Source organism: Mycobacterium talmoniae (assembly GCF_001854525.1).
Taxonomy (GTDB): Bacteria; Actinomycetota; Actinomycetes; order Mycobacteriales; family Mycobacteriaceae; genus Mycobacterium; species Mycobacterium talmoniae.
Genome location: NZ_MLQM01000181.1, coordinates 1 through 11,104, shown reverse-complemented (window position 1 = coordinate 11,104; position 11,104 = coordinate 1). Strand labels below are relative to the sequence as shown.

The 11,104-nt window shown below is 70.4% G+C and carries 13 protein-coding genes and 1 riboswitch; of the genes, 3 read left to right on the top strand and 10 right to left on the bottom strand.

The window, feature by feature from the left end; genetic code table 11:
- From BKN37_RS22905 to BKN37_RS22890, 4 genes are all read right to left on the bottom strand, one after another.
- A partial coding sequence (locus BKN37_RS22905; protein WP_131823676.1) for a PPE family protein occupies positions 1–554 on the bottom strand: 554 nt, incomplete at its 3' end.
- A gap of 500 nt (positions 555–1,054) precedes the next feature.
- Complete coding sequence (locus BKN37_RS22900) at positions 1,055–1,612, bottom strand: TetR/AcrR family transcriptional regulator (RefSeq protein ID WP_071029235.1); 558 nt, start codon at positions 1,610–1,612, stop codon at positions 1,055–1,057.
- A 91-nt stretch (positions 1,613–1,703) separates the two neighbouring features.
- Positions 1,704–1,925: a hypothetical protein gene (locus BKN37_RS22895; RefSeq protein WP_071029234.1), complete on the bottom strand. Its 222-nt coding sequence runs from the start codon at positions 1,923–1,925 to the stop codon at positions 1,704–1,706.
- Positions 1,922–2,995, bottom strand: coding sequence for an oxygenase MpaB family protein (locus BKN37_RS22890; RefSeq protein ID WP_083341990.1), 1,074 nt, complete (start codon positions 2,993–2,995; stop codon positions 1,922–1,924). The genes BKN37_RS22895 and BKN37_RS22890 overlap by 4 nt, the downstream gene beginning before the upstream one ends.
- 254 nt (positions 2,996–3,249) lie before the next feature.
- Between BKN37_RS22890 and BKN37_RS22885 the strand changes: the two genes are divergently transcribed.
- Positions 3,250–3,480: a hypothetical protein gene (locus BKN37_RS22885; protein ID WP_071029232.1), complete on the top strand. Its 231-nt coding sequence runs from the start codon at positions 3,250–3,252 to the stop codon at positions 3,478–3,480.
- Positions 3,481–3,800: 320 nt separating this feature from the next.
- On the opposite strand, the gene BKN37_RS22875 is transcribed toward BKN37_RS22885, so the two are convergent.
- Together BKN37_RS22875 and BKN37_RS22870 are read right to left on the bottom strand one after the other, a co-directional pair.
- The gene (locus BKN37_RS22875; protein WP_278184973.1) at positions 3,801–5,162 is read right to left on the bottom strand and encodes a sensor histidine kinase; all 1,362 of its coding nucleotides are present in this window, start codon (positions 5,160–5,162) and stop codon (positions 3,801–3,803) included.
- 52 nt (positions 5,163–5,214) lie between these two features.
- Positions 5,215–6,693 carry a M28 family metallopeptidase gene (locus tag BKN37_RS22870; protein ID WP_071029231.1) on the bottom strand — a complete coding sequence of 493 codons (1,479 nt, stop codon included), beginning with the start codon at positions 6,691–6,693 and terminating at the stop codon, positions 5,215–5,217.
- Between the two features lie 348 nt (positions 6,694–7,041).
- Here BKN37_RS22870 and BKN37_RS22865 point away from each other — a divergent pair, with 348 nt between their 5' ends.
- Positions 7,042–7,731, top strand: a complete 690-nt coding sequence (locus tag BKN37_RS22865) for a slipin family protein (RefSeq protein WP_071029230.1) — start codon at positions 7,042–7,044, stop codon at positions 7,729–7,731.
- A gap of 14 nt (positions 7,732–7,745) precedes the next feature.
- Here BKN37_RS22865 and BKN37_RS22860 read toward each other — a convergent pair whose 3' ends face one another.
- From BKN37_RS22860 to thiO, 4 genes are all read right to left on the bottom strand, one after another.
- Positions 7,746–8,501, bottom strand: coding sequence for an SGNH/GDSL hydrolase family protein (locus BKN37_RS22860; protein ID WP_071029237.1), 756 nt, complete (start codon positions 8,499–8,501; stop codon positions 7,746–7,748).
- Between the two features lie 64 nt (positions 8,502–8,565).
- The gene (gene thiG / locus BKN37_RS22855) at positions 8,566–9,330 is read right to left on the bottom strand and encodes a thiazole synthase (protein WP_071029229.1); all 765 of its coding nucleotides are present in this window, start codon (positions 9,328–9,330) and stop codon (positions 8,566–8,568) included.
- Positions 9,323–9,520: a sulfur carrier protein ThiS gene (thiS, locus tag BKN37_RS22850; protein ID WP_071029228.1), complete on the bottom strand. Its 198-nt coding sequence runs from the start codon at positions 9,518–9,520 to the stop codon at positions 9,323–9,325. The genes thiG and thiS overlap by 8 nt, the downstream gene beginning before the upstream one ends.
- Complete coding sequence (thiO, locus tag BKN37_RS22845) at positions 9,517–10,536, bottom strand: glycine oxidase ThiO (RefSeq protein WP_071029227.1); 1,020 nt, start codon at positions 10,534–10,536, stop codon at positions 9,517–9,519. Before thiO ends, thiS begins: the two co-directional genes overlap by 4 nt.
- Positions 10,527–10,640: riboswitch (TPP riboswitch) on the bottom strand. It overlaps the preceding gene by 10 nt.
- 24 nt (positions 10,641–10,664) lie before the next feature.
- On the opposite strand from thiO, the gene BKN37_RS22840 reads away from it, so the two are divergent.
- Positions 10,665–11,104: thiamine phosphate synthase (locus tag BKN37_RS22840; RefSeq protein WP_071029236.1), on the top strand; the 440-nt coding region annotated here is incomplete at its 3' end.

Genomic DNA, 11,104 nt, shown 5'->3' with positions numbered 1-11,104 from the left:
GAGGCCTGGCTGTTCTGGTTAACGATCTGCGGGGCGGGGGTGGTGGCGGGCACCGCGGCCAACGCCGACCCGGAGATGACGTGGTAGGTGCCCATCGTCTCGGCGGCCTGGACCCACATCCGCACGTAGTCGGCTTCATTCAGCGCGATCGGGATGGTGTTCATCCCAAAGAAGTTCGTGGCCACCAACGCCCCGTGGATGGTGTGGTTGGCGGCGAGTTCGCCCAGCGTGGGCATGGTGGCCAGGGCGGCGGTGTAGGCGCCGGCGGCCGTCTCATGCTGGGTGGCCGCGACGGTGCTTTTGGCCGCGCTATCGAGCAGCCAGCTCAGGTACGGGCCGTGCGCGGCCACATACTGCTCGGCGCTGGGGCCCTGCCAGGCTCCGGCCTGGACACCGGCCAGCGCCGCGGTCAGTTCGTCGGCCGTCGCCTCGTAGTCGGCGCTCAACGCCGACCACGCACCCGCGGCCGCCAGCAGCGGACCGGGGCCCGGGCCGGCGCTGAGCAACGTCGAGTGCACTTCCGGCGGCGAGGCCATCCAGATCGGGGCGGTCACCAAACACCTCTTCGTCGACTTCGCTTACCTAACAGTGGTCGGCGTGCGACGCGGTTTGGTTCCCGGCCTTCTGCGATGACTCGGCGTTGTGGGCGTACCCCACCCGCAGGGGTGCGCCCGACGCGCAGCCTGACCGCGGTGAAGCCTCTAGCGGGTTCGGCGGCATCGGGCCTGCGCTGAGGGCAGCGAGTCTGCGGTGAGGGCACCGAGTCTGCGGTGACGGCAGCGAGTCTGCGGTGACGGCCACGACCCTGCGGTGAGGCCGTATTTTCGCGCCGATTCAGGGCGTGGCCGCAGTCTCGGCGCCGTGAGCGCAGTCTCGACGCCGTCAGCGCAGTCTCGGCGCCCTGAGCGCAGTCTCGACGCCGTCAGCGCAGTCTCGGCGCCCTGAGCGCAGTCTCGACGCCGTCAGCGCAGTCCTCGGCGCCGTGAGCGCAGTCTCGACGCCGTCAGCGCAGTCTCGGCGCCGTGAGCGCAGTCTCGACGCCCGGCCGCCGGCGTTAGCCGACCCGGAAGGCCCGGGAGGCGGCCCGGCCCACGATCTCGGCCAGCTCCTCGGGGGTCCACCCCTGCTCGGGGTCGAGCACCATGCGGATGGCCGCTTCACCGATCGACAGGAACACCTCGGTGAGCGCTGTCAGCACCCGATCGATGTCGTCGACTTCGCGGCGTTCCAGCAGCGGACGCATCAGTTCCGCCATCCGGCGGCCGACCTGGGCCCGGCCTCGGGCGATGGCGGCGACAATCACCGGGTCGGGGTCCGCGGCGTACATGATGCGCCAGGCCGCGGGTCGCTCCCGGCAGATGGTGAGCAGGCCGCGGAAGCCGTCGACGAACATCTGCTCAACGGTGCTGGTCTTCTCCGGCGGCAGGATGCCGAACAAGCTGGTCAGCGCCACGTCGGCTTCGCGTTCCAGCAGGGCGGCCAGCACTTCCCCGCGCCCGTTGTAGCAGGCGTACACGACCGGTCGGGTGACGCCCATCCGCTCGGCGATGGCCGCCATGGTGACCTCCGCCACCCCGTGGGTGCCCGCGATGTCCAACGCCGTGTCGAGCACCTGCGGTCGACGCCGCTGCGGACCGAGGTGTTCGGCGCGGGCGCGGTGGGTTGTCGCGGTCGGCGGCAGGGTGACTCCGTCCGTCGCTACCTCAGCGCAGGTAGACGTTGGCGATGATCAGCACCGGCCAGGCTACTACCTCCCCGACCACCGAGAACAGTTTGTCCAGACCACCGACCGCGTCCAGGTGCCGGTGGTGGGTGCCGGCCCAGACCAGCCCGCCGACCAGATACGGCAGCCCGACGGCCACCCCGGCGACCACGCCGAGATGGATGAGTTGACGGACGCTGAGCCGGGTGTCCAGCAGTGTCATCGCAGGCTGCCCAGGATCGGCTGGGACTCGATGAGGCCGTCGTCGCTGGGGGCACAGCCCTGGCCGAACACCCGGTTCTTCTGCCGCTCCCGCATCTCGAGGTGGGCCTGCGCGGGAACCGCATACCCGTAGCGGGCCTGGGCTTCCCGCGGCGTCATGGTGACCGGGTTCTTCGGCGGGATCGCCAACACCACCCGGGTGCCGATCGGCAGGGTCATCGGCGAGATCAGCCGCAGCAGGCTCAGCTGCAGACGCTTGCTGGCGCCGATCACGGTGAACGCCGCGCTCAGCGGCGACACCACCAGCGCGTCGAGCAGCCGCGAGGTGCCCACCCCGCCCAGCTCGCGCATCCACCGCGGCATCGTGGCCAGGGTGCCGCGACGCAAAAACGCGGCGATGACCCGGGTGGCCGGGCGCAACAGCAGCGGCATCGGCGGCAGCATCACCTCGGCGCGCAGCAGATGCTGCATCGCCTTGTGGGCGATGCCGGAGCCGACCAACTGTGGCCGCATCTGCTCGAAGTACTCCCGGATGCCCTCCCGGCTGCGGGGCACGTCGGCCGGGTCAAAGGTCTGCAGCTCGGCCGCCCGCGCGCAGTCCGCCCAGTACTGCGCCTCCTCCTCGGCCGAGAGCCGGCCGGGGCCGAACTTCTCGTAGGCGTACAGGATCGAGTGCCAGGCGGTCAGGTGGATCCACAGCTGCGACGCCGGGTCGTTGGCGTCGTAGCTGGCGCCGGTGACCGGGTCCACGCCGATGGCCTTGGAGTGGATCTTGACCAGCACGTCGGCGGCTTCGGCGGTGGAGCGGCTGTCCCCGAACGCGACCATGGCGAAATATCGCAGCGTGCGGTCGTAGCGGGTCCGCGGCCGGTCGTAGATGGCGTGCGTGTGGTCCACCGAGGCGACCAGCGCGGGGTCGAGCTCCTCGATGACGACGGCCCGCTGAAATCCGATGGACAGCGACGTCGGGTAGCTCCACACCTTCCAGGTCACCGAATTCGGGCCGAAGAATCCGTAGTCCTCGGCGGGCTCGGCCTGCGGTAACGACAGCCAGGCACGGACGGTGCTCAAGCGGTTCAAGTGTCTCCCCTTCCCCATTTCCTACATCGTGAAGGATTCTGTCCTCACGACGCGGCGCGCGTCAAGGGGCGGCGGTGGTCAAGACCCGCGAGCAGACGCAAAAGCCCGCAATTTCGCGCCGAAACAGGGGCTTTTGCGTCTGCTCGCGGGGTACACGTGGAAGCCAGGAGGGGCCGGCGCAGGGATCCACAGACGCGGACCGGTTTTGCGGACGTTCAGGGGGACGGCGTTGTTAGCATCGAGCGATGGTCCGGTTAGTTACGTTGCGACTTTTTGACAATGCGTATCAGGCCTTCAAACGCTATGCCGGCCTGAACAGACTGCCCATCGACTCGTGGATTGAGAACCAGCTGGACGTCGAGGACCTGCGACGGCGGTGCGCCGAACATGACCGGTGGATGCGTACCCATCCTGAGATTGCCGCGTTCAGCGAAGCATGGGCCGATCGCAACCTCGACGAGCTAGCGAAGCATTGAGTCGACCCCCCACGCCGGGGCGAGATTTGGCGTATCGACAGCGGCGTTACCGTCTTGATAGTTTCCTCGACCGTCTACAACGAAATCCCAAGCGAACCAACCGTTATCGTCGTCCCGATATTTGATTCCGATCCCGATGCCGGTTTCGGAGTGAACGTCGGCTATGGATAGGCGGCGCCCGGCCTGATCACCAGCATGCGAAAAGCCCGGCTAACCGAGCAGCTCGAGTCGGTCGATGTCCAGGCGCTCATGGACGTCAACAACATGCTGTTCAAACTGCTCGCGACACCAGATCGCTAGCTGCGGACGCGCATGCGGTGTCAGCGCGCGCCGGGCAGCCGCAGCACCAGCCGGGTGCCGCCCAGCGGGCTGTCCTCCAACCCCGCGGTGCCGCCGTGTAATTCGGCTTGTTGCGCCACCAGCGCCAGACCCAGCCCGGAGCCGGAATGTGAGGCGGTGGACCCGCGGGAGAACCGTTCGAACACCGCTTCGCGTTCGTTTTCGGGGATGCCGGTGCCGTTGTCGTCGACGGTGATCTCCACCCCGTCGGCGGAACTGACGGCGTTGAGCTCGATTTCGGTGGCCCCGCCGTGCTTGACGGCGTTGGCGATGGCGTTGTCGATCACCAGCCGCAGCCCGGTCGGCAGCCCCAGCATCAGCACCGCCGAGGTGGGAATCAGCGACACCTGAAGGTCGGGGTAGCTGCGCATCGCGTCGTGGGCGGCGCGGTCCAGCAATTCGGTGATATCCAGCGGGACGTGGTCATCGGCGGTGGTCAGCTCGCCTTGGGCCAGCCGCTCCAGCGCCATCAGCGTGGCCTCGATCCGGCTTTGGGTGCGCATGACGTCGCCGATCAGTTCCTGACGCTGCTCATCGGGCAGGTCCAGGGTGGACAGCACCTCCAGGTTGGTGCGCATCGCGGTCAGCGGGGTGCGCAGCTCATGGGAGGCGACGGCGGCGAAATCGCGGGCGGACTCCAGGGCGGCCTTGGTGCGCTGTTGGGCGGTGCCGATGCGGGCCAGCATGCCCTCGACGGCCTCGGCGATCTCCACGGCTTCGCGGACCCCGCGCACCTTGACCTCGTCGGGTTTGGACTGGGCGCTGATGGCGCGGGCCTGCTGGGCCAGCAGCCGGAACGGGTTGATCATGATCAGCCACATCACCCAGCCGACCACCACGGTGCCGACGATGACGCCGCCGCAGATCCCCAGCACCCGCAGGTGCAGCTCGTTGATCCGGTGCTGGGTTTCGGTCACCGGCGCACCGACCGCGATGGAGGCCCGTCCCGCGGTGAAGGTCCGGACCCGGTATTGCACGCCGTTGATCGCGGTGGTGTTGTAGCCGTTGTCGAACTGCGGCAACACGATATCGGCGGGCACCGAGACGGTGGTGCCGCCGATGCGCGCGGTGCGCACCACGTTATCCTCGGCCGGGGGCCGATCGGCGGGGTCCTGGGTGCTTTTGAGCAGCATGTTGATATCGCCCAGACTGCTCAACGAGTCCAGCCGACGATCCAGCTGACTGTACTGGTCGTTGATCACCCCGAACCACACCCAGGCGCCCAACGTGATGACCAGGGCCACCACCGACAGCGCCGCGACGATCACGATGGTGCGCAGCGACAGCAGCGGCCGCAGTGGACGCAGCAACCGCACCAGCGGGTGACCATCCCCGTCGAGCAGACGCACCCCACTCACCCCGTTTCTGGGCGCTTTCCTGACGGCCCGCCCATGATCACTGACCGAGGACGTGGCGGGTGCGGTCGTCACGGACCGGAACACCGTTGTGGCCGCTGAGATCCTGGGCGTACAGCCCGGCCGCGTAGGCCACGCCGCCGCCGTTGATGCCGAGCTCGTCTTTGTTGATGTGCTCCAGCGTGTCGCCCTTTTGGTGGTAGTTCGGGTCGAACGGCTGATCGGCCTCCCCGCCCCACAGCTTGGCCTGTTCCGGCGACTTCTTGACCTCCGCGCCGGAGAACAATCCCCCCGACGGCACACCGGCCAGGGTGAACCCGTCGTAGTCGGACCGGCCGTCAAACGAGGTGTCTTGCGCGGTCTTGCCGGCCGACTTCAGGTAGGCGACCAGGGTGCGTTCGATCCCGGCCGAGCCTTCCGGCACCACCGGATGCCCACGCTCGTCGGGCGCTAGCGACTGGTCCCCGTCGTAGGTGAAGTAACCCGGGTTCGGTGAGGCCAGCATGTCGAAGTTCAGGTACAGCGCAAGGTCTTTGAGCGCGTCGGCGTCCAGCGACTCGACGTATTTCATCGACCCGATCAGCCCGAGTTCCTCCGCGCCCCAGAACCCGAACCGCACCGCGTTGTGCACGTCGGGCGAATTACCCAGCTGCAGTGCGGTTTCCAGCACCGCCGCCACACCGGAGCCGTTGTCGTTGATCCCCGGACCTTCCGGAACGGAATCCAGGTGCGCACCCAGCATCACCACGTCGTGGGTGGAGCCGGTCTTGGTTTGCGCGATCACGTTGCGGGCCTTGACGTCTTTGGTCTCGGCCTGCAACTTGAGGGTGGCGGTTCCGGACAGGCCACGCAGCGTCGCGCCCTCGGATTTGGTCACGCTCACCACCGGGATCTTGACGTCGGTGTCTTCGCCCAGGGTGCCGCCCATCTTCTCCTCGTCGACGTTGTCGGCGACGATCATCGCCACCGCACCGCGCTCGACGGCGACGGCTTCTTTGTCCTTGAACGGGCATTTGCCGCGGTCGACGAGCACCACCGCGCCCTTGACCGGCAGCCCGTCGTAATCGGCGGCGCTGCAGCCGGGGCTGTCGTCCTTGGCCGGGGCGGCCACCAGTGGCCCGCTGACCCCGTCCGGCGGGGTGCCCAGGCTGTACTGCAACGCGCGGGCGTCCAATGTCCGGTCGGCGACGTTCACCGTGCCCTTCTCGGCGTGGAACACCCGGGCCTGGAACTCGGGGGTCTGCACGTCGAAGCCTTTGTCCCGCAACGCGTTCGCCACGTAGTCCACGCTGGCCTCATAGCCGGGGGTGCCGACGGCGCGGGTGCCGTTGTTGTCGTTGGCAATATCTTGCAGCTTGCTCAGGTGCGCCATCATGGCGTCGGCGGTGACCTTGTCGCGCAGCGCGGAGGCGAACCCGGCCGCCGCGGACGCATCCGCCTGCTCCGCCCGCTCCGGTGCGCGGTCACAGCCGCCGAGCAGCAGCGTCGTCACTCCGACCAGGCCGAGCAGCGCCGGCATTACCTTCGACTTGTTACCCACCGCGCCCACGTTAGCCGTTGCCCGATGCGCCCCGGTCACCACCCGAATATTCCGTTGCGCCGACGTTGCTGGGGTGGCAACCTAGCTGCCTGGATCTAGAAGGGGACGCAGGTCAAGCGGGGTACCGCACGGCTTCTGCGCATTGCTCTTTTAGAACCGCCGGTTTCGGAGGTTCGACTCCTTCTCATATCCGATACCGCTCCCGGGAGACCAGGTTCATCGGTCCTGCGGCCCGCGCCTGCTCGTCCAGAGGCGCGACGCCCCATCGATGGACGTGCCCGGCGGCGGTATCCCTAACCACGACCCGCCCGAAAGGAGGACCGCACAATGTCCCTGCTGAAGCAACTGATTGTCGACGCCGGCCAGCGCGCGCTGGTGTACCGCGACGGGACCTTGTCGCGGGTGCTGGCGCCGGGTCGGCACCGGCTGCTCGGCGCGGTGTCGGTGCAGGTCGTCGACGTGCGCGAGCGCGTGGTGGCGTTGGCGCCGCAGGAGGTGCTGACCTCCGATGCGGTGTCGCTGCGGATCACCGTCGCGGTGCGGATCGCGGTCAGCGATCCGGTCGCCTACCTGGAGAACGCCGCCGACCCGGTGGCCGCGGTCTACCTGGCCGCCCAGATCGCGCTGCGCGAGGTCGTCGCCGACCTGAGCGCCGAGGACGTGCTGCGCCGCGGCAACCGGCTCGACGCCGCGCCGATCGCCGCAGCCGCCCGCGCGGCCGGCACCCGGACCGGGATCGACGTCCTCGACGTCTACCTCAAGGACGTCATCGTTCCCGCCGAGATCCGGTCGGCCGCAATGGAGCTGATCACCGCGAAGACGCGGGGGGCGGCGAAGCTGGAAGCCGCTCGCGCGGAGACCGCGGCGCTGCGGGCGCTGGCCAACGCCGGCAAGCTGCTCGACGCGCACCCGGCGCTCGCGCAGCTGCGCCTGATCCAGGCGGTGCCCTACGGTTCGCGGGTGGCGCTGACGGTCGGCGGATCCGACGATGCCGAGTCGGCCGACGACGCTGGGTAGCGTCGCCGGCCGGCTCAGGCGTCGCCGACCTGCGCCGTCACCAAGTCGGCGACGGCGCGCATCCCGGCGGCGTTGGGGTGAAACGGCGCCGGGCGCCAGGGCAGCGGCCACGCCGCCCCGACGGTCCACGGCCGCGCCGACCAGGCGTGGTGCTCCCGGCTGGCCCGACCGGCGGGCACGATCTCGCAGCCGGTGGCGGCCGCGGCCGCGGCGGTGTGCTCCTCGAGCCGGGCGGCGACGTGGCGGCCCAGCTCGGCATGCGTATCCGACAGCGGTGACGCCGGCGCGCCGTCCGGCGGCAGCAGCGTCAGGTAGTCGACGAACAGCACCCGGGCCTGCGGTGCCCGCTCGCGCACGGTCGCGCCGACCGCGCGCAGCGATTCCCCGACCCCGGCCAGCGCCTGATCCCGGGCGTCGCGGTCCAGCAGGGCGCCGATCCTCGGCAGCAGCCGGGCGGGCCGCGGCAGGCAGGCGGCCATCAGCAGCGGCACGTAGCCGACGTCGTTGCCGCCGATGGTGATCGTGACCAGGCGCTCCGAGCCGTTAAGCGCTTCGAGCTGCGGTCGCGCGCCGCGCTGGCGGTCGGTGAGCAGGTGCGCGGTGGTGGCACCGGAAAACGTGACGTCGACCAGGTCGAGGCCGAGCCGTTCGGCGACCAGGTGCGGGTAGTTGCGGGCCGAGCGGCCCGACCCGAACGGAGCCCCCGCCGCGCCGGGCCGGATACCCGGCCCGGCTGCCATCGAACTACCCAGCGCCACATAGCGACTCATGGTGCCCATGGTTAGCTCGAGACGGAATCTGACGACGCGACACGCCGGTGAGGCGTCGTGATATTCACCCTCGGCGCGCCGGGGACGACGCCTGCGCCCAGAACCGCTTCGGGATGCGTCCGGCGCGGCGCGCCAGATACCCGGCGGTGACGGCGGCGGCCATCGCGGCGGCCATCGCCGGCGGGTCGGCCGCCCGGGTCACCGCGCTGGCCAGCAGCACCGCGTCGCAGCCCAGCTCCATCGCCAACGCGGCGTCGCTGGCGGTGCCGATCCCGGCGTCCAGGATCACCGGGACACCGGCGGCCTCCACGATCATCTCGATGTTGTGCGGGTTGGCGATGCCCAGGCCGGTGCCGATCGGCGAGCCCAGCGGCATCACCGCCGCGCAGCCGGTGTCTTCGAGCCGGCGGGCCAGCACCGGGTCGTCGTTGGTGTAGGGCAGCACCACGAACCCGTCGTCCACCAATTGCTCGGCGGCCCGGACGAGTTCAACGGCGTCGGGCAGCAGGGTGCGCTCGTCGGCGATCACCTCGAGCTTGACCCATTCGGTGCCGAGCGCTTCGCGGGCCAACTGCGCGGTCAGCACCGCCTCGGCGGCGCTGCGGCAGCCGGCAGTGTTGGGCAGCGGCGTGATGCCCAGCCGGCCCAGCAGGTCGAGCATGCCGGTGCCACCCTCGGCGTCAACCCGGCGCATCGCGACCGTGGTCAGCTCGGTGCCCGACGCCAGCAGCGCCTCCTGCAGCACCGCGAGATTCGACGCTCCCCCGGTGCCCATGATGAGCCGGGAGCCGAAGTCGCGCCCGGCGATGGTCAGTTTCTCCTCAGCCACCTTGCACCGCCGTCACCACCTCGAGACACGCGCCGTCGGACAGCGCGGTCGCCCACGCGGACCGTGGCAGCACCGCGTGATCCAACGCCACCGCGACACCCCGGTCCGGGTAGCCCAGCGACGCCAGCAGCGCCGCGACGGTGGTGGCTTCGTCGACCTGGACGCGCTCCTCGTTGAGGAAAATGTTCATGAATGCGCTCCAACCGGAAGGAGTTCGGACACAATCTGTTCGGCGGTCCACGGGGCCAGCAGGAATCCGTTACGGCCGTGCCCGGCGGCCACCAGGGTGCGGTCATCCAGCCGCTGCACCAGCGGCAGGTTGTCCGGTGTCATCGGGCGCAGCCCCGCGGCGTATTCGGCCAACTCGTATTCGCCGAGCCCGGGCGCCACCGCGCACGCGTCGTCGAGCAGGTCGCGCACCCCCGACACGGTGGGCGCGGTGTCGCGGCCGTGCTCGTATTGGGTGGCGCCCACCACGACGCCGTCGCCGCGCGGTACCAGATACACCTGCCGGCCGTGCACCCGGGCGCGAATCACCCGCTGCGGCACCGGCAGACAGCCCCGCCGCCAGCGCAGCCGCAGCACCTCGCCTTTGACCGGCCGGATCGGCAGGTCGGGCCACAGCGCCGGCGCGTCAATGCCGTTGGCGATCACCACCGCGTCGGCGTCGCCCACCTCGGCGAGCTCCGACACCGGGCCGCCCCAGGTCACCCCGAGCCGCTCGCACGCCTCCGCCAGCGCGACGACCACCGCCCGGTTGTCCACCGCCAGCTCGGTCACCGCCCGGAACCCGTGCCGAATGCCTTGGGCCAGCAGGGGTTCCACGTCGCGGGCGGCGGATTCCCAGACCACCGGGTGGCCCTGCGCGGACAGCCAGTCGGCGACGGTGCGCAGGTCGGCGACGTCGGCGGCGTCCACCGCCACCACCAGCGACTCCCGGGCGGTCACCGCCGAGGCGGGCAGCCCGTCCAGAAACGACTCGTGCCACAGCCGCAGCGAGGCCAACCCCAGCTGCAGCGCCCGCTCCTCACCGGGCCAGCCCTCGCTGTGCGGGGCCAGCATGCCGCCGGCGACCCAGGAGGCGCCGGGCTCGCCGCCGCGGTGCACCCGCACCGACCAGCCGGCCTGCGCGGCGCGGCGCGCCACCGACAGCCCGATGACCCCGCCGCCGATGACAGCCAGCGACCCGAGTGTGGTCTGTGGCATCCTTCGCTCCCTTCGCCGGCATGACCCGGATCAGGTGTGACGGTAAGGGCCGGTCTGGTGGGCCCACTCTCAGCCCCGCTCCCGGGACTCCCGTGTCAGCTCTCCACGCTAGCGGCTAGCGTCGCGGTGTGCATCCACGCGTAGACCGGCTCCAGGCCGCCCGGCTGTACCTGTGCACCGATGCCCGCCGGGAACGCGGCGACCTGGCCGAGTTCGCCGACGCGGCGCTGGCCGGCGGGGTGGACATCATCCAGCTGCGGGATAAGGGCTCCGCCGGGGAACGCCAGTTCGGTCCGCTGGAGGCCCTCGACGAGCTGGCCGCCCTCGAGGTCCTGGCCGACGCCGCCCGCCGGCACGGCGCCCTGCTGGCGGTCAACGACCGCGCCGATCTGGCCCGCGCCGCCGGCGCCGACGTGCTGCACCTGGGCCAGCGGGACCTGCCGCTGGACACCGCCCGCGACATCGTCGGCCCGGACACGCTGCTCGGCCGCTCCGCCCACGACGCCGACCAGGCCGCCCACGCCGTCGCCGAGCCGGTCGACTACTTCTGCGTCGGGCCGTGCTGGCC